We start from the raw sequence: 22,283 nt of genomic DNA, 5'->3' as shown, positions 1-22,283 counted from the left end.
CCTCAGTCCGCCTTCCTGGGCCGGAGCTGGAAGAACCCGACGGACGCCAGCAACAGCAGACCGAGGATCAGTGAGAGCAGCGGCACCCAGAAGCCGATCAGGTGCAGCTGCGCCGCCTTCGACTGGTAGCCGCCCTCGGCGACTCCGTTCTCGGTGGCGCCCTTCACGTTCTTCGCGACCGTGGCGGTGTCGTACTCGATCGTGACCTGGGTGGCGGTCACCTTGTCCTCGCCCTCGTACGCGAGGGTGGCGAGTTGCTGCTCGCGGCCCTTGATGATCGCGCCGGTGACCGGCTCGACCCACAGGGTCCTGGTGTTCTTGTAGGTGCGCTGGACGACGACCGAGTCCTTGCCGGAGTCACCGACCAGGCTGCCCGGCACCTCCAGCGGCTTGGCCTGCGGCACCTCCTTCTTCGGGATCTCCTGCTCGAAGACGTAGACCTTCAGCCCGTCCAGCGATGTCTCCCGCTTGAAGTCGATCGGGAACGCCTTGCGCAGCGTGGTGTCCCAGAAGGAGTACGTCTTCTGCTCGGTGCCGAACGGGAACTTCAGCACCAGACCCTCGTGGCCCGCGAACAACGCGCTGTCCTGGACGGGCTTCAGCCGATCCACCTTCTCCAGCGTGGTCGCGACGTACTCGCCGCTGTCGTCGTCGCCGGCCGGATTCCAGCGCACGGCCTCGCCGGTGTGCGCGTCGAGCACGACCCGCTCCTGGACGAAGCTCAGTGGCAGGTCCTTGGTCTTCGACGCGGCGTCGGGGAACCGGTAGTCCTTCGAGTCGTCGGTCACCACGGCGGTGTCGAACACCACGACCTTGCGGTTCAGCGCCTTGCTGATCCGCTCCGCCGCGGCCGCGTCTCCGCTGACCGTCCGGCGTGCTTCGAGCTCGACGCCGGTCTTCTTCTTCAGGTCGGCGGCGCTGAAGATGGTGGCGTTCTTCCCGACCGACACCGTGTGCGCGATCTGGTCCGCGGGCGCCACCGCAAGTGTTGGATAGGCATAGAACCTGGCCAGCGCCGCGATGCCGACGAAGAACACCCCGAGTCCGATCAGCACCGCACGACTACGAGTCCCCACTGCATCCCCTCCCGGTCTGTCCGCGGGACGCTACCAGCGGGTAGCCACCTTGAACAGACGGCAGCGACAACAAAGTTCGCGCGGGTCCGAACTGACATATAGTCGCGCCGCATGAGGGGGATCTGGACACTGCCGGAAGCACCGAAGTCATCGGTTCTCCGGGGTCTCGTGGTGGCTGTCGCGGTGGTGCAGTCGGTGGTCCTCGGGCTGCTCGCGCGCCGTGGTTCGTGGCTGAGCGACGACCTCGACTTCCTGGTCCAGGGCAGTCGCGGATTCGCGCCGGGCGAACTGCTGACGCCGGTGAACGACCACATCGCGCCGGGCCTGCGGTTCGTCTACGCGGTCTTCGCGAAGGTCGCGCCGCTCAACCACGACCTCACCGTCGGGTGGCGGACGGTGATGCAGGCGATCGCGATCACGCTGATGGGCCTGCTGCTTCTGCGCCTGCTCGGATCGAACTGGTGGGTGCTCCTCGGCACCCTGTTCTACGCGCTCACCCCGCTGAGCATGCCGTCGTTCATGTCGCTGTCGAGCGGAGTGAACAACCTGTCCGCGCACGTCTTCGGCTTGCTGTTGCTGCACGCAACCATCGACTGGTACGACGACCGTCGCCGCGCCCTCGTCTACGGCCCGCTCGCCCTGCTGATCTCGCTGGCCTGCTGGGAGAAGTCCGGGCTGATCCTGGTCACGGCCCTTGCGCTGGCCCTCTATCTTCGTGAGCAGCCGATCCGCGTCTGGCTCCGCAAGACCTGGCCGTTCGCCGCCGCTCTCGCCGTTCCGATCGTTGCCTTCGGCACCCTCTATCTGACCCGCGGCAACCCGTCCCGCGGCGGCCTCCCGCCTGCAGGGAAACTGCTCGAACTCACCGGCCGCGGCTTCGAGGTGCCGGTCTCCGCAGTGGTCGGCGGACCCTGGACGTGGGCGCCGACGGGACAGCCGCTGAGCCTTGCGGGTCCGCCGGTCGCAGCGGTGGTGCTCGGTGGGCTGGTCGCCGGTCTGCTCCTCGTGGTCGCGTTTCGCCACGACCGCCGTGCGCTGCTCCTGTGGGCCTCGGTGGCCGGCTATGTCCTGGTGACCGTGGTGCTGGTGTCCTACGGACGGTTCAGGGGATTCGGCTCGGTGTTCACCGTGCACTACCACTACTGGTCCGATCTCTCGATCCCATTGACGTTGGCCGTCGTACTGTCGGCGTCCACGCTGCGGATCGCCGTACCCGCCGTCGGGTTGGCCTGTCTGCTCGTCGGGGTGGTTGTGTCGGACGTCGGGTTCGCCGGTCCGTGGGGCAGGAATCCGGCCAAGGCCTACTTCGCGACGGTCGCGGCGGAGCTGGAGCGGACCGGACCGAACGTGAACCTGTGGGACACCTCGATGCCACAGCCGATCGGCACTGCACTGATGTCCGACCCCAGGTTGTCGCCAGTACTGCGGATGGCGGGGAAGCAGTTCCGAGTACAGGCGGCAGGTAGCGAGCCCCTGTTGGTGGACGACACCGGACACATCAGGCCGGCACCATTCGCGGTGTGGTCACGCGGCGAGCCGCCGACCCGGGCGAACTCGTTCTGCAACCTGCTCGTGCACGGCACGGAGCCGCTGACCATCCGGCTGACGCCGACGCAGAACGAGATCGCGACCGCCGAGTGGTTCGTCAAGGCGGCGTACTTCTCCAACCGCGAGAACCAGGTGTCCGTCGAGTTACTCGATGCGGACGGCAACGTCGCCGCACTCCCGGCCGCCGACTGGCCGGCCGGTGTTGGGAGCATGTACCTCGGCCCGTCGCACCGGATCAGAGCCACCGAGATTCGGCTACGCTCCCCCGATCCCGCGACGAACCTCTGCGTGGAAAACCTCGAGATCGGACTGCCCAGATGAATCGGACGCGCTTTCCGGCGCTGGACGGGTTGCGGGCGATCGGTGCGCTCGCGGTGCTGACCACGCATGTCGGGTTTCACTCCGGCGCCTCGCTCAACGGACCGTTCGCGGGTCTGCTGGCGCGGCTCGATGTCGGGGTGGCGATCTTCTTCGCGATCTCCGGGTTCCTGCTGTACCGGCCGCACGTGGTCGCGTGGTTCGACGGCACACTGCCGCCACTGACGTTGCCGTACCTACGCAACCGGGCACTGCGGATCTTGCCGGCGCTGTGGGTCGCCGTACTGCTCGCCGCGTTCCTGGTGCCGCGCAAGGACGGCGTGGGCTGGGCGACGTACCTCCAGCACGCGTCGCTCACCCAGATCTACTTCGACGGACCGGCCGCGGACGGACTCACGCACCTGTGGAGTCTGGCGACCGAGGTGGCGTTCTACCTCCTGCTGCCGGCGCTGGCGAAGCTGCTGACCGGGTACGAGCGTCCGACCCGGCGCAGTGTCCGCTGGCGCCTCGTCGTACTGGGTGTCCTCACTGTGGTCAGCCCGATCTGGATGGCCTCGATCAACGCGACGGACCACCCCCGCGCTGGTCTTTGGCTCCCTGGGTACATCGGTTGGTTCGCGGTCGGCATGGGGTTCGCACTGTGGCAGGTGGCGCGCAGCAGCGGTCGACTCGAGCCGTCCACGCTCGACACCCTCACGAAGATCCCCGGCACCATCTGGGGCGTCGCAGCGGCGCTGCTGGTCATCGCTGCCAGCCCGCTGGCCGGCCCGTACGGTCTCTCGCCGTCCACGCCAGGTCAGGCGTTCCTGAAGAGCCTGCTCTACACCGTGATCGCCGCGTGCGTCCTGTTCCCGGCTCTGAACCCGACAGCCAGGACGGTCCGCATCCTCGGAGGCAAGGCCGGCCACATCGCCGGAGACATCTCGTACGGCGTCTTCGCGTACCACCTGATCGTGCTGAGCGTGGTCGAGCGGATCAGCGGGTACGAGGTGTTCAGCGGCAAGTTCGCGCTGCTGTTCTTCCCGACGCTGGTGGTGTCCGTCGGTGTCGCGGCCGCGAGCTACTACGGGATGGAGCGGCCCATCATGCGCCTGGGCAGGCGGGACAAGGAGTACGACGTCTCACCGGTGGGCCGGGACAAGAGCGCCAGCGCACAGGCGAACAAGGTCGATGCCTGGACCACTCCAGATGTCAGTCCCGCTCCCCCGTCCGGCCACGGCTGAACCGCCGCGATCAGCGCGCCGACCGCCACCGCAGCAGCCACTACTCCGATCGCCACCCGCGGCGACAGGAACCAGGAGCACAGCGCAGCAACCGCCACCGCGACCAGTCCGATCCAGCCGGACATGAACCACCCCGCGGCCAGACCACCTGCGAGCGCGACCCATGGCCCGGCATCGCGGCCTTCGCGGAGTCGGTGGCCGGAGTGCCTCGACCGGCGCCGAAAGAAGACCGCGAGCGCGACCACCGACAGGAGCGCGACCAGACCGACCAGCAAACCGGCGCGGTAGAGTCGGTCCGGCATGAACCGCGCGGTGACGACCTGCTCGGGCCCTTCGGGCAGAACCCATCCCTGCTGCCAGCCACCGATCCGGATCGGCGTCAGCTTGCGGCCGCTGCTGTCGTAGGCTTCCCAGCCCTCGTTGTAGTTCTGCGCGACGGCCAGCACCGACTGCTCGCCGGCGGCCGGCACCTCGATGCTCAGCTCGGCCGGATTGGGCCGCCAGACGTCCACACCCTGCACCGGCGTCTTGGACACGTTGCCGAAGCCCGCCCTGGTCAGCGTCGTCTCGGTCGGCACGAACCCACCACCGGCCAGCACGTCGACGTTGTGGCGTCCGGACTGCAGTGGGACCACGCTGTCCTTGCCACACGTCGAGAATGTCACCGGACGCCGCTGCAGCAGGTCCCGCACGGTCGCCTTCAGCTGCGTGTCCGCCGGTACGCCGTCCACGCGAACACCTGGGCCGTAGCCGCAGTACGCACCGGTCTGGCCGTCCAGGTCGAGTGCCTTGCGCAGCTCGTCGGCGCCGAGCACGCGAACTTCGGCGACGCCCACCGGCGCCGTCCGCGCGTAGCCGGTCGCGGAGTCGAAGTCCGTCATCGGTCTGGTGGCGGTGAATGTCAGCTCGACTGTTCGTGCACTCCGTGCGGCAAAGCGCACGTAGCCCTCCGGATCCACCGTGCCCTTCGCCGGTGGGCCACCGTCGAAGCGCAGCGACACCTCGGTCGGCTGCGAGGCGGTCAGATAGGGATCGGAGAGGAACTGCAGTCCATTGATGCTTCTTGCCTCAGGCAACTTCAGCGTGAGCGCCGGGTGCTGGTCGGACGGGTCCGCGACCCAGCCGGTGCCCAGGTCACGATCCACCGCGGCGCCCGGACGTCCCTCCGGAGCCGTGACCGCTCGGGAGGTTGCCGACGCCGTGATGGCGCCCGCCACAGTCAGCAGGCCTTCGAGCGTGGCGCCGTCCTTCGGTAGCGCCGTCCCCTGCAACTGGTACGACGCGGCTTGCGGAAGGTCGATACTGCGCAGCAGTCCGGTCGGTTCCTCGGAGTCCTTGGCCATATCCTGTCGGCACAGCGGACGCGTGGCGACGTGCAGGCAGGCAGAGCGGCCGATCTGCTGGTTCCTGAGCACCAGTGCGCTCGGCTGACGGTCGTCCGACGGCACGCTGAGCCGACTGACCGGGAGCATCCCGGACAACGAGACCTCGGCGATCGAGACGCCGTTCGGGTTCTTGCCGTCAGTCACCCCCACACTGAGCCGCAACCGCTTGGTCTGGCCGGGAGGGGTCGGAATGCTCTGCGGATCGGTCGATCCCGACACCACCGAGGTCAGTGAGCCCGCGTCCGTGTCCACCTGCAACGTGCGGACCGGCTCGGTGGTCGGCGGCGCCAGCGAGAACTGCACCTTCAGACCGTCGACACTGCGAGGAGACGCGAACGTCACCTCAAGCCACTCGCCACTGCTTCGGCCGAACGTCCCAGAGATCCAGCGACTCGACGGATCACCGTCCACCGCTGCGAACGACCCATTGCCCGGCCCGGTCCGCAGCGTCGCGTCCGCATCCGCCGCCGAGGACGACGCCCGTACGTCGACGATGCCGCCGCCCCACGTCCGCGTCGTGACCGGTGCCTCCGGGTCGACGTCGTACCCGAGGGTGCGGCGGCCCTGCCGGCCCGCCTCCGACGCGGTCAGCACGGGCGAGTAGTTCTCCGCGGGACGACCGACCGAGACCTCACGGCGCTGCATGCCGTCGGTCTGGACCAACGGGAGCCCGGTCAGTCGACCGGCCGCGTCCGAACTCGTCACCGCGTTGCGATCGCCGCCGAGCGCGGTGAGTACGGCCGGCACGTCCTCGGCCGCACCGCGGACCTCCACGAGCTGCGACCTCGGGATCAGCCGCCCTGGACTCGTGGCGCCGACGTCATAGATCTCCACGCTCGGGTACGGGAGCCGGGTGTGCCCGTCGAGCGTGACGCCGGGCTGCTCGATCGTGCTGCCAGTGCCCGGACCGAAGTACGCGACGCGATCGATGCCGGACTCGTCCAAGGTCTCGTGGACGGCCGGCGTCGGTGTCACCTGGGCGTCGTACCGGAGGTCGTTGCGGACGACGACGTACCGGACTCCGGCGCGCGTCAGTGCCTGCTTCAGGGTCTTGTCGCCGACCCCCGTGCCGAGCCGGCGTTCCACCTCGTCCAGCCAACGTGTCGTACCGGCAGAGCCGAGCGGTACGGCGTCCCGCACAGCCAGGGGGCGTTTCAGCAAGGCCTGGAACGGCTCGTCCTTCGTCGATCCCCAGGTGAAGTCGGCGAACGATGCGGCAGGCACCACGAGGACACTGCCCTTCGTGGTCTGGTTGTCGAGCCACGCCGCCGCCTCACGCCAGTGAGCGGGGATGGCCTCGTACCCCTCGCGTCTGGGTAGCTGGCCGAAGATGGCCGGCGCCGCCACCGACACGATCAGGCAGGCGACCAGCACCGGCACCACTCGGCGATGGATGCCCCGGACAGTCGCCCACTCGGTGAGTCTGCTCAGCGAGTGCGCAGTGGCGAGTGCGAGCGGCAGACGGACGACCAACTCGAACTTGTGCGTGTTGCGGAGGGCTGCGAGCGGTCCGTCGAGCAGGTCCTGGATCTGGGGTGCCATTGGCGAGCCGGCCGTACCTGCATGGCCGAGCGTCACGAGCAGCAGCCCGACGACGAGTGCGAGCCGCAGGAAGCCGCGGTGCCTGAGCGAGCCCATCGCCAAGCCTGCCAGGCCGAGCAGCGCGACGACCGCGGTGACGAGGATGAGCGTCGGCTGGGTGACGTACAACCAGCCGGCCGGCCAACTCGGTCCGTCGGCGCCGGACAGGAAGTTGAGCCACTGCGACGTACCGCGGAAGGACTCGAAGACGCTGGCGGTTCCGGTGGTGACTCCGGCGTCCTCGATCCAGTCGAGGAACGGCGGGCTGTACCGGCCGAGCAACAGGAGCGGTACGAGCCACCAGATCGACACGGCGACCACGCACCCGAGCCAACCGAGCATCACCTTCACCGTCGACCGGTCCAGCCGGCGGGTGATCAGCCACAACGCAGGCAGTACGAGCGTGGCAGCAGTGGCGACGGCGTTGACTCCACCGACCAGTGCGAACGCGACCGCGGACCAGCCGACCCGCCACCAGCCGGAGCGAGCCCGTGGTGTGACGAGTGGGAGCAGTACCCAGGGAGCCATGGCGATCGGCCACACCTCGATCGAGGTGATCGACACCTCGCCGAGCATGCGGGGGCTCAGTGCGTAGAGCAGTGCGACCGCGAAACGGGTCCACGGCACGCCGTACTCGAGGGCGTTGCACAGCTTCCACACGCCGAGGAAGGCGACGCACAGCACCACCGACCACCACAGGCGTTGCGTCACCCAGTCCGGCACCGACAGCGAGTCGAGCAGCCAGTGGAACGGACCCATCGGCAGCAGGTAGCCGTACGCCTGGTTCTGCAACTGCCCGAAGGCGCCCTGCGGATCCCACAGGTGCAGTGCACGAACGAGGAAGCCACCGGGACTGGCGGTCAGGTCCAGCTTGGTGTCGGGCACGATCTTGCCCGGCGCCTGGTGGAAGCACAGGGCGATCAGGACCAGGCAGCCCAGCACGAGCCTCGCTCGCCAGACCACCTGCTCGGAACTTCCGGCCTTCAGTCTCCTCATCGCCGCCGGAGCACCAGGACGAGGTTCCACGTGACGACCTCGCGGACTCCGGGGACGGCGAGTACGCCGTACGCCCAGCGCGGGTGATACCTCGGCACCGCTGCCACGAGCTCGGCCGCGCTACGGGTGCGTGCCCACCGCAGTCCGGCGGCGACGCTGATCGGGAAGAGCGATTCACCGAACTTGTTCTTCGGCCGGTGACCCACTCGGCGTTCGTACCGACGGGCCGCCCGGTCTCCGCCGAGGTAGTGCCAGGGCGCTGTCTCGTGACCGCCGTGCGGCCCCCACCAACCGGTGTACGACAGGAAGACCGTGCCGCCGGGCCGAGTGACCCGGACCAACTCGTCTGCCATCAGCCAGGGGTCCGGCACGTGTTCCAGCACGTTGGACGAGAAGCACACGTCGACCGTGGCGTCCGCGACAGGTAGCGCCATGCCACTGCCGAGCACCGTGCCCGGTACGGGTTCGCCTCGGCCGCTCAGCTCGCCCAGGTCGGAGTCGATCGCGTAGTACGTCGCACCGGCCGCGCGGAACGCGTCCGCGAAGTAGCCCGGTCCACCTCCGACGTCGAGCATCAGTGCGCCCCGCAGCTCGGCGTATCGGCCGACTTGTCCGACCGAGTCCGCGGCAAGCGTTCCGTAGAAGCGATCCGGGTCCGTCTGCTCCACGCCGAACGCCCGGAACAGCCGGACGGCACGACCGAGATCGGCCGTCCACCCCGCGTTCTCCGTGGCATTCGTGATCACTGGCACAGGCGGGACATTAACGGATCTCGCGAGGTCTGGTGGACATCGTTACTCCTTGGTAACGTCCCCGCCCATTACCTCGGGGGAGGTGACCGGAGGGGTGGGGTTGACGAGGTGCGTGCTCAGAGCGTGCTGATGCTGAACTGGCGGGACACGACGAACCCTGAGGGCGGAGGCTCAGAGCGCTATGTGGAGGAGGTGGCGAGAGGCCTTGCCGCATTGGGCTGGTCGGTGACGGTGCTGTGCGCGGCGTACCCGGGCAGTCCGCGTGAAGCGCGTCGCCACGAGGTGCGGTACCTGTACCGCGGTACCAAGGTCACGGTGTACCTGCGCGGTCTCCTGCACACCTGGCTGCACCGCCCGGACCGCGTGGTGGACGTGCAGAACGGACTGCCATTCTTTACCCGCCTCGTACGTCGTGCCGGCGTCGTCGTCCTTGTGCATCACGTGCACCAGGAGCAGTGGCAGGTGGTGTACCCGGGCTGGCGCGGCCGGCTCGGATGGTGGCTGGAATCGCGCGTCGCACCACAGCTGTACGACGACTGCCGGTACGTGACCGTGTCGTCGGCCTCACGCGACGAGCTCGCCGGACTGGGGGTTGCCGACATCACCGTGATCCACAACGGCACCGATCCGGCGCCATCACGGCAGCGACCGCGGGCCGCCGTACCAACAGTGGTCTGCGTCGGCCGCATCGTTCCGCACAAGCAACTCGAGCACGCCGTCGACGCGATCGCCGAGGCACGCAAGGTGCTGCCGGACGCGCGCCTGGTCGTCGTCGGCTCGGGCTGGTGGGAGGACTCACTGCGCGAGTACGTCGACCAGCGCGGTCTGCAGGAGGCGGTCGAGTTCACCGGACATGTGAGTGAGGACGACAAGCACGCGGCGTACGACGAGGCCTGGGTGCTGGCACTGCCGAGCCTCAAGGAGGGCTGGGGTCTGGTCGTCGGTGAGGCCGCGGGTCACGGCGTACCGACGGTGGCCTATCGGAGCGCGGGCGGTCCGACGGAATCCGTGCACGACGGAGTGACCGGCGTCCTGGTGGACACCCCGGACGAGTTCAGTACGGCGATCACCCTGCTGCTGCAGGACACCGAGCTGCGGCGACGGTTGTCGGACGGTGCGGTCGCAGGTGCGGACAACTTCACCTGGTGCGCGGCCGCACTGTCCTTCGACCGGCTGCTGTCTACTTCGAGCCGTAGCCGACGCCGGGTATGTCCCCCGGAGTCTGCCCGGCCGGCGGCGGCGCCGGGTCCTCCTGCACCGACTGCACCACCCCGACAACCGTGGTGGTAGCAACCGCCAGCCCGGCGAGTACGGCGAGTGCCGCACCGATCAGTGATCCCATGAACTGTGTCCCCTCCCGGTCAAGTGAACCGAAGAGTAACAACGCCGGACCACCGAGACCAGAGCGGCGATCAAGGTCATTCCCGCAGCCGCCCAGGCAGCCAGTACGACGATGGTCCGCCAGAGCGCATGGGGTCGCGGAGCAGGCGTTCCGGGGAGTCGGTACACCGTCACGGTCGGGCCGGAGAACACCTCGGTCAGGCCGGGCATGAGGCTGGGTGGAGTCGGTCCACCCGCCTCACGATCGACGACCAGCCAACCGACACCTTGCCGCAGCAACGCGGGCGTCGGATCCGTCTTGTCGCGCACCGCCGACCGGATCGCGGTGGCCACCTCGCGCGCGCTCGGGTCCTCACCGGCCAATCGGTGACCCCCGACGATCAACTCGTCCGGGACCACAGAGGGCTGCACGAAGTACCGCGGCATCGGATCCAGCAGTGGTCGCCGCCCGTTCCAGGACGGTGCCCGGTAGGACTCGAACGGCCAGGGGACGAACCGCCCCGCGACGGCCTGCTGTGCCTGCTCCCAATCGGCCGGGTAGTGCGACACCTTCAGTCCCCCGCCGCCGGAGAGGGCCGGCAGCGCGGCGATCGGCAGCAGCATCGCGGTGATGCCGACGATTCGGTACAGGCGAACGTGCTCCAGGGCGACGGCCAGCGCGACACCGAAACCGACTGACTCGAGCAGTGCGAGCGGTCCGAGATAGCGCTGGCCGTCACGGAACAGGCCGGCGCCGGGGACGTGAGCGACAACCTGAGCAAAGGCTCCGGATGCGACCACACCGGCCAGGCCGAGGAGCAGTGCGATCACCGCCGCCACCACCAGAGCCTTCGCCACCAGGTCCTGTCGCCACCACAACACGACACCGATCACGGAGGCGACCAGCAGGACGAAGGCGAAGATGACCGGCAGCAGATCACCCCGGTTGCCCGGCACAACATCTGCGTTCCAGATCCCACCCAACGTGAGCAGAGTGGGCAGCACTCCCCCATACCCCTCGTTGCGCGCCGCGAACGAGGTGACCGAGTCCGGATCGGTGGTCGCGTTGCCTGTGTGCGCAAGGCCCGCTATCAGCCAAGGCGCGTTCAGCAGGACTGCCGCACCCAATGGCCACAGCGACTTCACCCGTGGTCGCCACAGCAGGATCAAGCCACCGACGAGCAGTCCGGTGATTCCACCGGACGCGGTGAGCGCACAGCCGGCGGCGGCGAGCACGAAGCCCGGCCATCCCTCTCCCCTGCGCAGTCGCAGTGCGGATCGCACCAGCCACGGCAGAGCGGCGTACCCGAGGAGGAGCGCCCAAGCGCCGAGGCGGAGTCGTTCGGCGACGAACGGGTTCCACATGTAGAGGGTGGCGGCCGCGGCGCGGGGCAGTGCACCGCCCAGCCGGAGCTCACGCCAGAGTGCGGTCAGACCGAGGCCGGAGAGTAGCGGGACGGCTACCAGCACGAGCTTGTTGAGCAACTGGCCGCCGGTGAGCTCGTCCAGTACGGCGACCAGCACGTCCGACGGCACTGCTCGCGGCATGGCCGTTGTGACACCGAACAGGTCAAGCCGTACCGTGAGGTCCGGCACGAACACCATGTCGTAGCCGACCACGTAGCCCGGAGCGAGCAGCGGAGCAGTGATCAAAAGGGTGAGCAGGACAGGCCACAACCAGGGCAGGACGCGCAGTGCACGTTCTGACATGACCACCTCCCCACCCGGCGCTTGCGACCTGAGGCAGTAGAGCATGAGTTCAGACACCACTCCGGAGCAAGAGCCCATGGCACCCCGGTTGGCATTCCTGCGCGGCGCCACGGTCGTTGCTGTCGGCATGGCCATCATGAACGTGGCCGCCTACGGTTTCACGATCCTCGGCTCCCGCCGGCTCACCCCGGAGGAGTTCGGCGCCATCACCGCCCTGCTCGGGCTGCTGCTGATCGGCAACGTCGCCTCACTGGGTCTGCAGGCGACCGGCGCCCGGATGATCGCCACCCATCCCGGTGACAGCACGGCGTCCCTGGCCGATGCGCTGGTCAAGGCAGGCCGCCGCGGAGCACTCGGGCTCACCGCGGTCCTGCTCGTGGCCACCCCGCTGTTCATGTGGCTGCTGCACATCGACTCCGTGCTCCCGGTCCTGCTCCTCGCGCCCACACTTGGCTGCCTGACGATGATGGGCTCGGAGCTCGGCGTACTGCAGGGCAGCAAACGCTGGACCGAACTCGCGGCTGTCTACACCGCGGTCGGTGTGGGTCGCCTGGTGTTCGGTGGCGGTGCGCTGCTGATCCACCCATCGCTCGACTCGGCGATGATCGGTCTGACCCTGGGTGCCGCCGTACCGACTCTGCTGGGTGCCTTCCTGCTGCGTGGATCGTCCGGTGCGACGTCCGAGCACATCAAGGAGGTACTGCGGGAGACCGTGCACGGCACGCACACCCTGCTGGCGTTCTTCGTCATCGCGAACGTGGATGTGTTGCTGGCCCGGGCGCTCCTCGACGGCACGGACAGCGGGTACTACGCGGCCGGTGTGATCGTGGCGAAGGCCTGCCTGTTCCTGCCGCAGTTCGTCATCGTGGTCGTGTTCCCGACACTGGCCAGCTCGCCGGGCGACACCGTGCGGCTGCGACGCGCGATCCAGGCCGTCGCCGCGCTCGGGTTCTGCACGGTGATCGGCACGGTGCTGCTGCCGGATCTGGTGGTGGCGATCATCGGCGGCGAGGAGAAGTACGCACCGCTCGGCCCGTACACCTGGCTGTTCGCGATCTCCGGCTCGGCGTACGCCGTACTGCAACTCGTTGTCTATGCGGCGATCGCACAGCAGGAGAAGCGGGCCGCGCTGCTGATCTGGGTCGGTCTCGCCGTCCTCGTGCTCGCCGCCGGAATCGTGCTCGGAACCGGCATCGCGACCGGCCTGAACGGCGTGAAGGTCCTCGTCGCGATGACCAGCGCGTGCGCGTTGCTGCTGTCGGCCGGCCTGGCAGCAGGACTCCACCGCCAGGCCTCCGACGCGAACTGATTCACCAGAGGCTGGACTTGGCGAACCTCCGCGCGACGGTGTTCGCCAGCACCAGCAACGCGAGTCCGATCACGGATCGGAACAGACCGATCGCCGCGGCATAGCTGAACTGCGGCACCTGCGAGGCGAAGCCGAGCTTGTACACGTAGGTGTCCAGAACCTCCGACGTCTGCAGGTTCAGGGTGTTCTGCAACAACAGGACCTTCTCGAACCCGACCGACATGATCGAGCCGATGTTCAGGATCAGCAGGATCACCGCGACCGGCCGGATCGCCGGCAGGTCGATATGCCAGATCCGGCGGAGCCTGGACGCACCGTCGACGATCGCGGCCTCGTGCAGTTCGGGCGAGACGGCGGTCAGTGCGGCGAGGTAGATGATCGCCGAGAAGCCCATCGTCTGCCACGCGCCGGACCAGACGTACAGGTGACGGAAGTAGTCAGGGTTGCTCAGTACGTCGATCGGGCCGACGCCGAACAGGCCCAGGAAGTGGTTCAGTACGCCGCTGTTCGGGTCGACGATCACCACGATCAGACCGACCACGACCACGGTCGAGATGAAGTGCGGCGCATAGGTGATCAGCTGGACCGACCGGCGGTACCAGCGGCGCCGGGCCATGTTCAGCCCGAGCGCGAGCAGGATCGGCAGCCAGAAGGTCGCGACGAGCTCGTAGACGTGCAGGATCAGCGTGTTCTTGATCAGCCGCGCGAACTGGTACGACTCGACGAACCGTTCGAAGTGCTTGAACCCGACCCACCGGCTGCCGAAGATGCCGTCGACCACGTTGTAGTCCTTGAAGGCGATGATCGCGCCGTACATCGGCCAGTAGGCGAAGATCGCCAGCCAGATCAGCGGCAGCGCCAGCATCGCGTAGAGCTGCCAGTGCCGGCGCATCCTGGTGCCCAGACCGGCAGCCTGCTTGGCCGGCCGGACTTTGCTGTGCGCGGGAGTACGTCGTACCAGAGTGTCCGTGGCCATGGCGTCAGCCCTTCAACGAGCCGACCATGGCCCCCTTGACGAAGTGCTTCTGCACGAAGGGGTAGATCAGCAGTGGCGGAATAGTGGCGAGCACGATGAGCGAGAACCGCAGCTGCTCCTGGAGTTCCTTCATCCGGATCAGCTCGGCGGTGTCGCGGACCTGCGACGGGTCGAAGGCGTTCTGGATCAGGATCTGCCGCAGCACCAGCTGGAGCGGGAACAGGTGCTCGTTGGTCAGGTAGATCAGCGCGTTGAACCAGGAGTTCCACTGCGCGACGGCGTAGAAGAGCAGGTTCACCGCGATGATCGGCTTGCTCAGCGGCAGCACGATCCGCCAGAAGAACCCGAAGTCACTGCACCCGTCGACCTTCGCGGCCTCCACCAGTTCCTCGGGGATGGTCGACTGGAAGAAGGTCCGGGTGATGATCATGTTCCAGACCGCCATCGCCGTCGGCAGGATCATCGCCCAGCGGGTGTTCAGCAGCCCGACCCGGTCCACCACCAGGTACGTCGGGATCAGTCCGCCGGTGAACATCATCGTGAAGACGAACAGCGCCATCACGATGCCCTTGCCCGGCAGCCCTTTCCTGGACAGCGGGTACGCCGCCAGCAGTGTGAGCGCGGTGGCCAGCAGCGCACCGCCGACCGCGTAGACGATCGAGTTGCCGAAGCCGCTGACGATCGAGTCGTAGTCGAAGATCGCCTTGAACGCCTCGGTGCTGAACCCGACCGGCCAGAGCCAGACCTTGCCGGAGACAACGTTCTTCGGATCGCTGAGCGAGGCGCTGACCACGTAGACCAGCGGGTACAGGACCGCCAGGGTGAACAGGCCGAGCGCGGTGTAGTTGCAGATCATCACGATCCGGTCGGATCGAGTCTCGCGGACCGGGGCGGGCGCACCGGCCTGCGACGTGGGTGTCGCTGTTGCTGTCGCCATCGTCATCACCCCTGGTACGTCTCGTAGGCGGCCTGCTGAACCTCCAGATAGGGCTGCAGCCCGATCCTGTTGATGCGGTCGGTGTAGTCACGCCACTGCCCGTCGTCGGACGGGTCGAGCTTGCCGGTGACGAACTTGGCCATCGACGAAGTCAGCTCACCCTTGAGGTTCAACCCGATCTCGGCGTCCTGCGCGGCCTGGTCGGCCTCGAAGGTGACCGGCGGGAACTGCTGCTCCATCGGCTGCCGGTACGGGAAGATGTGGTCCCTGGTCTGCTCGTAGAGCGGTGACTCGAACGTCGGACGCCGCGGGTTCACCCGCTCGGCCAGCCGGAAGTCGCCGGACCGGTACATCACACCGAACTGGTCCCAGGTCTTGCCCTTGGTGGCGTCGGTGTTCCACGAGTCGTAGCCGTAGATCGACTGCTTGCCGTTGATGCCCTTGTCGCCTTTGGCCGACCAGCGGAAGTCCGGACCGGCGTACGAACGCAGGATGACCTCCAGGTCCAGTTGGAAGTCGGCCCAGCGGGTGAGCAGGTCGGGACGCCTGCACTTGCGGGTCACCACGAGCGTGGACACCTCGAGACCGACGCCCAGGTAGTCCCACGGAGCGACCTGAACCCCGGCCGGACCTTCGAGCGGCGTCATCGTCTCGTACTGACGCCAGCGTGCCTTCGGATCCACCAGATCCAAAGTCATCAACGTGCCCCAGTAGTAGACGCGTGCGCCACCGAGGACCGGGCCGCCCGGGACGTCGCCGTACCGTTTGATCTGGTCCTCGTTCGCGGTGAAGATGTCCTTGGCCAGCAGCCCGTCGGCGTACAGGCCGTGCAGGTACTTGAGGGCTTCTCGCCATTCGTCCTTGACGTAGTTCGCCTCGACCTTGCCGTCGTTGACCACCAGCCAGGGCTCACCGGGGTTGTAGAGGAACGCGTTCATGAAGAAGGTGTCCAGCGGTGCGTCCTTGTAGCCGCCGAACGGGACCGTCTTCCCGCCGCCGGCCAGATCGGCCTTCTTGAACGCCGTCAGCACCTCGCGGAACTCGTCGGTCGTCGTCGGCATCGCCAGTCCGACCTTGCGCACCCATTCGGTGTTGAGCAGGGCGCGGCCGTTCGAGGCGCGGCAGTGGTAGCAGTCGTTGATGTCCGGGAAGCTGTAGATGCCCCGGTCCGGCGACACCATCAGCTTGCGCGCCTCGGGGTAGTCCTTCATCACCTGCTGAAGATTGGGCGCGTACTTGTCCAGGTACGGCGTCAGATCGACGAAGAGATTCTGCGCGCCGTACAGGTAGAGCTGCGAGCGGGTGAAGGTGATGCCGAGGAAGGCGTCGGGGATGTCACCGGCAGCCATCATCGCGTTGACCTTCGTCATCGTCTCGGGGTCGTCGCCTTTGCCGGCCACCTGCCGCCACTGGATCCTGATCCCGGTGTTCTGCTCCATCCAGCGGGTGAACTCGTTCTTCGACCAGTCACCGACGGCCAGGTTCTGCGGCACGACGATCGTGAAGGTGACCGGTTCGGTGACGATCGCGCGCTGTTCGCGGGCGACCGGACCGACGTACCCGGGCGGATAGTTGACGCCGGTCTTCTTCCGGCCGAGTTCTGTCGCCGGCGCACTCAGACTGTCGGCGGAGGCACCGGTCGCCGAGTCATCGGAGCCACAACCACTCAGCAGACCGCTACCGCCTGCCGCCGCAGCGATTCCGAGCCCGCCGGCGACGAAGGACCGTCGTTTCACCGGCGTGTTCCTGAGGTCTTCTTGCATCCCGCCTCCCGATGCAGATGATGAGATATCCGATAGGATCTCGGATCGTTCGTGGAGGATCGCACAGATCCGGAGGCTTCGGAAGACGTCGGCGACAACCGACCGAGATCGGTCGGTCACTGTCCGCGTCTTACGTGCAAGCGCTTTCCAACTTGCGTGGCCGATCTCAGGTTCTTGCGAAGGTGACCGATAGGGTTCTGGACATGACCACTCCCAAGTTCATCCTCGAGCTGCGCGAGAAGATCGGGCACGACCTGCTCTGGCTCACCGGCATCACCGGTGTCGTGCTCGACGACGCCGGCCAGGTCCTGCTGGTACGCCGGGCCGACACCGGACGCTGGAGTCTGGTCGCGGGCATTCTCGAGCCGGGTGAACAGCCCGCCGTCGGACTGCTCCGCGAGATCGAGGAGGAGACCGCCGTCGAGGCAGCGATCGACCGCCTGGTCAGCATCGAGTCACTGCCGCCCTCCAGTTATCCGAACGGCGACCAGGTCCAGTTCCTCGACCTCTGCTTCCGCTGCCGGCCGCTCCGCGGCGAGCCTCGCGTCAACGACGACGAGTCGCTCGAGGTCCGTTGGTGGCCCCTGGACGATCTGCCGCCGCTGGCACCCCACGAACTGACCTTGATCCAGCACGCCCTCTCCCCCGACCCGATGCCGATCTTCGCGACCGGCCCGACCTACCGCCGCAGCGCCAACTGAAGGTCGCGCAGCCACCGGTCGCTGATCGCCGGCTCCCGCGTCAACCGGTCGGCCAGCCGGCGCCGCACCTGCGCCGTACGCCCCGCCGCGACCACACGGACGGCTTGCGCCAGCGCGAACCGGGTGTCCTGGTCGCGCGAGGGACTCGCGACCTCCGGGTCCGACCAGCGGGTCCGGCGGAACGACGCGGCCGTCTTGTGCTGGTAGTCGCCGAAGTACGACCACAGGCGGCCGTCGAGCGACACGTTCCGGATCGACGCCGCCGGCAACTCCGCGGCGAACGCGGCGTGCTGCTGCCAGCGCCAGGTGTTCGGGCTGGTCTTGGTCCGGGCCGTGATCCCGACGAACCGCAGCTGCCGCCGGATGACGTCCCACTGTGCCCGGTCGTCGTCGATCCACCGGCGCAGTACGGCGTACAGGTTCCCGAACGTCGAGCCCTCGAAGACAAGGTCGACGAAGACGGTCGGGCGGCCGCGCATCAGGTCGGCGGGCGCGAGCCCGTCGGCCGTCAGGTTGGTCCGCAACTGGCGGACCTCTGCCGGCGTGAAGTCGCGGCCGTCGCCCCGAAACAGCGACAACGGCAGCGAGTGCAGGCGGCTGCTCCAGTCCGTGTCGGCCAGTGCACCGCTGAGCAGGTCGAAGAGGCTGTCGACCGAGCGGCCGACGAAGTACAGCTCACCGTCCGCGCACCGGGCCAGCACGCGGGCGGCGCACTCGATCAGGTCGTCGAGGAAGAACAGGCTCGGCTCCCCGACGTCGTCCAGCAACGAGCCGAGCTGATCCGGCCGGACCAGATCCCAGCGGAACGGCCGGTTCGGCTCGACCACCGCCCCGTCCTAGTGGGCGGCCTCGTGCCAGGTCCGGCCGATGCCGACGGACACGTCGAGCGGGACGGCCATGTCGACGGCGTGGCCCATGTCGCGGCGGACCAGCTCCTCGAGGGGCTCGCGCTCGCCCGGTGCGATCTCGAAGACGAGCTCGTCGTGCACCTGCAGCAGCATCCGCGACTTCAGGCCGGACTCGCGCAGCGACGCGTCCACCTTCAGCATCGCCATCTTGATCACGTCCGCGGCCGAGCCCTGGATCGGCGCGTTCAGCGCCATCCGCTCGGCCATCTCCCGGCGCTGCCGGTTGTCGCTGGTCAGGTCGGGCAGGTAGCGCCGGCGGCCCAGGATCGTCTCGGTGTAGCCGCTCTTGCCGGCGTCCAGCACGATGCTGCGCAGGTAGTCGCGAACGCCACCGAAGCGCTCGAAGTACTCGTCCATCAGCCCGCGCGCCTCGTCCACGCCGATCTTCAGCTGCTGGCTCAGCCCGTACGCCGATAGGCCGTAGGCGAGTCCGTAGTTCATCGCCTTGATCTTGGCCCGCTGCTCCTGCGTCACCTCAGCGGTATCGACCGAGAACACCCGCGACGCCGTCACCGAGTGGAAGTCCATCCCGGAGTTGAACGCCGAGATCAGGCCCTCGTCCTCCGACACGTGCGCCATGATCCGCATCTCGATCTGGCTGTAGTCGGCCGACATCAGTGACTCGTGCCCCTCGCCGACGATGAAGGCCTGCCGGATCCGGCGGCCCTCCTCGGTCCGGATCGGGATGTTCTGCAGGTTCGGGTCGGTCGAGCTGAGCCGCCCGGTGGCCGCGATCGTCTGGTTGAACGTGGTGTGGATCCGCGCGTCCTTGGGGCTGATCGTCTTCAGCAGCCCTTCGACCGTCTGCCGCAGCCGGGTCGCGTCCCGGTGCGCCAGCAGGTACGCCAGGAACGGGTGCTCGGTCTTCTCGAACAACGCCTGCAGCGAGTCCGCGTCGGTCGTGTAGCCGGTCTTGGTCCGCTTCGTCTTCGGCATCTGTAGCTCGTCGAACAGCACCACCTGCAGCTGCTTCGGCGAGCCGAGGTTGATCTCCTTGCCGATCACGTCGTACGCCGACGTCGCGGCCTCCCGGACACCGGTGGCGAACCGCGCCTCCAGCTCCTCCAGATACGGCCGGTCGACCGCGATGCCGTCGCGCTCCATGCTCGCGATCACGTCGATCAGCGGCAGCTCGACGTCCGCGAGCAGCGCCGTACCGGCCTGCTTCTCCAACTCGGCGTCGAGTGTGTCGGCCAGGTCGGCGATCGCGCGCGCCCGCAGCATCGTGTGGTCCGCGGCGGGGCCGCCCTCGATGTCGTCGAAGCTGAGCTGGCCGTTGTCGGCCTCCTCGTTGCGGAGCTCGCGCTTCAGGTACCGAACGGTCAGATCGGCCAGGTCGTACGACCGCTGGTCGGGACGGACCAGGTACGCACTGAGCTGCGTGTCCGAGCTCAGACCGGCCAGCGTCCACCCTCGCTCCAGGAAGCCGAGCAGTGGACCGTTCGTGTCGTGCAGCGCCTTGGGCTGCTTCGGGTCGGCGAGCCAGGCCTGCCAGGCGGCCTCGTCGTCCGGTGTCAGCGCGGTCGGGTCGAACCAGGCAGCCGCACCGGCCGTGGTCGCCAGCGCCAGGCCGGTGATCTCGCCGGTCCCGCGACCCCAGCTGCCCTGCACCGCGACGCCGACACGCTCGCCGGTGTTCACGTTCTCCTTCAGCCAGGCGGCCACCTCGCCCGGCTTCAGCTGCACACCCTCCAGCTCGAACCCGTGGTCGACGGTCGCGTCGACCTCCTCGTGCTCGGCGACCAGCCGCTCGCGCAGCACCCGGAACTCCAGGCTGTCGAACAGCGTGTGCACCTTCTCCCGGTCCCACGGCACCCGGACCAGGTCGTCCACCGTGACGTCGAGGGTCAGGTCCCGGACCAGTTCGTTGATCTGCCGGTTCCGGATCACGCCGGCCAGGTGCTCGCGCAGCGACTCACCGGCCTTGCCCTTGATCTCGTTCACCCGGTCGACCACGTCGTTCAGCGAGCCGAACTGGTTCAGCCACTTGGCCGCCGTCTTCGGGCCGACGCCGGGCACACCCGGCAGGTTGTCGCTCTGCTCCCCCACCAACGCGGCCAGATCCGGATACAGCTGCGGGGTGACGCCGTACTTCTCCTCGACCGCGGCCGGGTCCATCCGGGCGATCTCGGACACGCCACGCTTCGGGTACAGCACCGTGACGTCGTCGCTGACCAGCTGGAACGCGTCCCGGTCACCGCTGCTGATCAGCACCTCGAAGCCCTGCTCGGCAGCCTGGGTGGCGAGCGTGGCGATCACGTCGTCGGCCTCCCAGCCGTCGATCTCCGTGGTCGGGATCCGCAGCGCCTCCAGCACCTCCTTGACCAGCGACACCTGACCCTTGAACTCGTCCGGCGACTTCGACCGGCCCGCCTTGTACTCCGCGTACTGCTCGGAGCGGAACGTCTTGCGGGACACGTCGAAGGCCACACAGATATGGGTGGGCTGCTCGTCGCGGAGCATGTTGATCAGCATCGAGGTGAACCCGTACACCGCGTTGGTGTGCTGCCCGGTGGTGGTGGAGAAGTTCTCCACCGGGAGCGCGTAGAACGCCCGGTACGCCAGCGAGTGCCCGTCCAGCAGCAGGATCCGCGGCCGGCCTGATGCTGCGCCGGCCTGCGCAGATCCAGCGTCCTTGGTCATCGTCGAGGTGTTGGTTTCTGGAGCCACGTACCGACTCTAGTGGTTCCCACCGACAGTTCTGTCACAGCCGCGTAGTCTGCCCCTGTGACTGATCACATGGACCTCGGCCCGGGCATGGGCCTGGAGGGCACGCTCCTGCAGCTGATGGGAATCGTTGTCACCGAAGCCTCCCCGGAGCGGGTCGTCGCGACGATGCCGGTCAAGGGCAACACCCAGCCGTACGGGCTGCTCCACGGCGGTGCGTCCTGCGTGCTCGCCGAGAGCCTCGGCTCGATCGGCTCGGCCCTGCACGCGGCCACGTACGACAAGGTCGCGGTCGGCGTGGACATCAACGCCACCCACCACCGCGCGGTCCGCGAGGGCACCGTCACGGGCGTCGCCACCCCGATCTATCTCGGGCGCACGACCACGTCGTACGAGGTCGTGATCACCGACGACCGGGACAAGCGGGTCTGCACCGCGCGGCTCACGTGCCAGCTGATTCAGGCTCCGCCGGGTAAGTGACATCGGCCGGTACGTCGACGTGCGCCACGTCGGCGGGCAGCGGACGGCCCAGCTGCGCGCGGCGGGCGATCACCGACCGTCGCGACGACAACAGGGCCAGCAGGTTCGGCGCGTGCTCGGCCGCGAGCCGACGGCGCACCGTGTGCGTGGTCGCATAGCGCAGTACGCCGGCCTGGGCCAACCCGAGCCTGGCGAGGAACCTGTTCGCCTCGCGGGCGATCGGGGGCGCGACCGCGGCGACGTGCGCGCAGTTCTCGTGCTCGGCCCACGCGGTCGCCTCGGCGATCAGGGCCTTGCCCAGTCCGTGCCGGCGGGCCTCGTCACTGACGTGCAGGTACTCGACCGTCACCGTGAGGTCGTCGTGCAACGGGCTGATCGCGGTCCGGCGCAGATACGCCATGCCATGGACGGCGCCGTCGAGCTCACCGACGAGGAGCCGGCCGAACGGATCGTCCAGATGCTTGCTGACAGCAACCTCGACCGCGGCCGGCGACGGTGCCGCCGGCAGCCGGGACGGATGACCGGCTCCGGTGGCCAGCTCGCGCCACAGCGCGACCAAGGCGGCGGCATCACCGCGTTGGGCGTCCCTCACCTCGATGGCTGATGCCACAGCGACCTCCTGCTCAGGTCCAC

15 protein-coding genes and 2 pseudogenes are annotated in these 22,283 nt (G+C 68.1%); 6 read left to right on the top strand and 11 right to left on the bottom strand.

The features are described 5' to 3' along the window. Window positions 1–2: 2 nt before the first annotated feature. Window positions 3–1,076 (bottom strand): DUF3068 domain-containing protein, encoded by a 1,074-nt coding sequence (locus tag ACGFH6_RS16015; RefSeq protein WP_393384290.1) that lies wholly within the window; start codon window positions 1,074–1,076, stop codon window positions 3–5. A 111-nt stretch (window positions 1,077–1,187) separates the two neighbouring features. Here ACGFH6_RS16015 and ACGFH6_RS16010 point away from each other — a divergent pair, with 111 nt between their 5' ends. Both ACGFH6_RS16010 and ACGFH6_RS16005 read left to right on the top strand, forming a co-directional pair. Next, window positions 1,188–2,945, top strand: a complete 1,758-nt coding sequence (locus ACGFH6_RS16010; protein ID WP_393384288.1) for a hypothetical protein — start codon at window positions 1,188–1,190, stop codon at window positions 2,943–2,945. Next, window positions 2,942–3,982: pseudogene (locus ACGFH6_RS16005) on the top strand (acyltransferase family protein); the annotation flags it as partial. The gene ACGFH6_RS16010 and the pseudogene ACGFH6_RS16005, both read left to right, overlap by 4 nt. 23 nt (window positions 3,983–4,005) lie before the next feature. Here ACGFH6_RS16005 and ACGFH6_RS16000 read toward each other — a convergent pair. Then, on the bottom strand, window positions 4,006–8,127 hold the full coding sequence (locus tag ACGFH6_RS16000; protein WP_393384286.1) for an alpha-(1->3)-arabinofuranosyltransferase: 4,122 nt from the start codon (window positions 8,125–8,127) through the stop codon (window positions 4,006–4,008). After that, window positions 8,124–8,879: a class I SAM-dependent methyltransferase gene (locus tag ACGFH6_RS15995; RefSeq protein WP_393384284.1), complete on the bottom strand. Its 756-nt coding sequence runs from the start codon at window positions 8,877–8,879 to the stop codon at window positions 8,124–8,126. The genes ACGFH6_RS16000 and ACGFH6_RS15995 overlap by 4 nt, the downstream gene beginning before the upstream one ends. A gap of 108 nt (window positions 8,880–8,987) precedes the next feature. Here ACGFH6_RS15995 and ACGFH6_RS15990 point away from each other — a divergent pair, with 108 nt between their 5' ends. Continuing rightward, the gene (locus ACGFH6_RS15990) at window positions 8,988–10,169 is read left to right on the top strand and encodes a glycosyltransferase family 4 protein (protein ID WP_393384283.1); all 1,182 of its coding nucleotides are present in this window, start codon (window positions 8,988–8,990) and stop codon (window positions 10,167–10,169) included. Here the strand turns inward: ACGFH6_RS15990 and ACGFH6_RS15985 are convergent. Then, a pseudogene (locus tag ACGFH6_RS15985) lies at window positions 10,153–10,221 on the bottom strand (DUF2613 domain-containing protein); the annotation flags it as partial. The gene ACGFH6_RS15990 and the pseudogene ACGFH6_RS15985 overlap by 17 nt on opposite strands. Then, a complete protein-coding gene (locus ACGFH6_RS15980) occupies window positions 10,209–11,909 on the bottom strand; it encodes a hypothetical protein (RefSeq protein ID WP_393384281.1) in 1,701 nt (566 codons plus the stop codon). The gene ACGFH6_RS15980 and the pseudogene ACGFH6_RS15985, both read right to left, overlap by 13 nt. Window positions 11,910–11,952: 43 nt before the next feature. On the opposite strand from ACGFH6_RS15980, the gene ACGFH6_RS15975 reads away from it, so the two are divergent. After that, window positions 11,953–13,218: an oligosaccharide flippase family protein gene (locus ACGFH6_RS15975; protein WP_393384279.1), complete on the top strand. Its 1,266-nt coding sequence runs from the start codon at window positions 11,953–11,955 to the stop codon at window positions 13,216–13,218. A 1-nt stretch (window position 13,219) separates the two neighbouring features. Here ACGFH6_RS15975 and ACGFH6_RS15970 read toward each other — a convergent pair whose 3' ends face one another. The 3 genes from ACGFH6_RS15970 to ACGFH6_RS15960 are packed head-to-tail and all read right to left on the bottom strand — an operon-like array spanning window position 13,220 to window position 16,867. Beyond that, window positions 13,220–14,194 (bottom strand): ABC transporter permease, encoded by a 975-nt coding sequence (locus ACGFH6_RS15970; protein WP_393384277.1) that lies wholly within the window; start codon window positions 14,192–14,194, stop codon window positions 13,220–13,222. Window positions 14,195–14,198: 4 nt separating this feature from the next. Then, window positions 14,199–15,131: a carbohydrate ABC transporter permease gene (locus tag ACGFH6_RS15965; protein WP_393384275.1), complete on the bottom strand. Its 933-nt coding sequence runs from the start codon at window positions 15,129–15,131 to the stop codon at window positions 14,199–14,201. A gap of 5 nt (window positions 15,132–15,136) precedes the next feature. After that, window positions 15,137–16,867 carry an extracellular solute-binding protein gene (locus ACGFH6_RS15960; RefSeq protein WP_393384273.1) on the bottom strand — a complete coding sequence of 577 codons (1,731 nt, stop codon included), beginning with the start codon at window positions 16,865–16,867 and terminating at the stop codon, window positions 15,137–15,139. A gap of 230 nt (window positions 16,868–17,097) precedes the next feature. On the opposite strand from ACGFH6_RS15960, the gene ACGFH6_RS15955 reads away from it, so the two are divergent. Beyond that, window positions 17,098–17,595: an NUDIX domain-containing protein gene (locus tag ACGFH6_RS15955; protein WP_393384271.1), complete on the top strand. Its 498-nt coding sequence runs from the start codon at window positions 17,098–17,100 to the stop codon at window positions 17,593–17,595. On the opposite strand, the gene ACGFH6_RS15950 is transcribed toward ACGFH6_RS15955, so the two are convergent. Both ACGFH6_RS15950 and polA read right to left on the bottom strand, forming a co-directional pair. Further along, on the bottom strand, window positions 17,574–18,422 hold the full coding sequence (locus tag ACGFH6_RS15950) for a hypothetical protein (protein ID WP_393384269.1): 849 nt from the start codon (window positions 18,420–18,422) through the stop codon (window positions 17,574–17,576). The genes ACGFH6_RS15955 and ACGFH6_RS15950 overlap by 22 nt on opposite strands. 9 nt (window positions 18,423–18,431) lie before the next feature. Next, a complete protein-coding gene (gene polA / locus ACGFH6_RS15945) occupies window positions 18,432–21,146 on the bottom strand; it encodes a DNA polymerase I (RefSeq protein ID WP_393384833.1) in 2,715 nt (904 codons plus the stop codon). 96 nt (window positions 21,147–21,242) lie between these two features. Between polA and ACGFH6_RS15940 the strand changes: the two genes are divergently transcribed. Further along, window positions 21,243–21,650 carry a hotdog fold thioesterase gene (locus tag ACGFH6_RS15940; RefSeq protein WP_131514756.1) on the top strand — a complete coding sequence of 136 codons (408 nt, stop codon included), beginning with the start codon at window positions 21,243–21,245 and terminating at the stop codon, window positions 21,648–21,650. Here the strand turns inward: ACGFH6_RS15940 and ACGFH6_RS15935 are convergent. After that, window positions 21,613–22,260, bottom strand: a complete 648-nt coding sequence (locus ACGFH6_RS15935; RefSeq protein WP_393384267.1) for a GNAT family N-acetyltransferase — start codon at window positions 22,258–22,260, stop codon at window positions 21,613–21,615. The genes ACGFH6_RS15940 and ACGFH6_RS15935 overlap by 38 nt on opposite strands. Window positions 22,261–22,283: the final 23 nt, after the last annotated feature.

The sequence above is a fragment of the Kribbella sp. NPDC049227 genome (genome assembly GCF_043197265.1).
Classification (GTDB): Bacteria; Actinomycetota; Actinomycetes; order Propionibacteriales; family Kribbellaceae; genus Kribbella.
The sequence above is the reverse complement of the archived record's forward strand: the minus strand, read 5'-3'. Positions and strand labels throughout refer to the sequence as shown.

What these genes read in the sequence shown, in the direction of transcription:
- ACGFH6_RS16010 (WP_393384288.1), top strand. Translation starts at nt 1,188, where the DNA reads ATGAGGGGGATCTGGACACTGCCGGAAGCACCGAAGTCATCGGTTCTC.
- ACGFH6_RS16000 (WP_393384286.1), bottom strand. Translation starts at nt 8,127, where the DNA reads ATGAGGAGACTGAAGGCCGGAAGTTCCGAGCAGGTGGTCTGGCGAGCG.
- ACGFH6_RS15980 (WP_393384281.1), bottom strand. Translation starts at nt 11,909, where the DNA reads ATGTCAGAACGTGCACTGCGCGTCCTGCCCTGGTTGTGGCCTGTCCTG.
- ACGFH6_RS15975 (WP_393384279.1), top strand. Translation starts at nt 11,953, where the DNA reads ATGAGTTCAGACACCACTCCGGAGCAAGAGCCCATGGCACCCCGGTTG.
- ACGFH6_RS15970 (WP_393384277.1), bottom strand. Translation starts at nt 14,194, where the DNA reads ATGGCCACGGACACTCTGGTACGACGTACTCCCGCGCACAGCAAAGTC.
- ACGFH6_RS15965 (WP_393384275.1), bottom strand. Translation starts at nt 15,131, where the DNA reads ATGGCGACAGCAACAGCGACACCCACGTCGCAGGCCGGTGCGCCCGCC.
- ACGFH6_RS15955 (WP_393384271.1), top strand. Translation starts at nt 17,098, where the DNA reads ATGACCACTCCCAAGTTCATCCTCGAGCTGCGCGAGAAGATCGGGCAC.
- polA (WP_393384833.1), bottom strand. Translation starts at nt 21,146, where the DNA reads ATGACCAAGGACGCTGGATCTGCGCAGGCCGGCGCAGCATCAGGCCGG.
- ACGFH6_RS15940 (WP_131514756.1), top strand. Translation starts at nt 21,243, where the DNA reads ATGGACCTCGGCCCGGGCATGGGCCTGGAGGGCACGCTCCTGCAGCTG.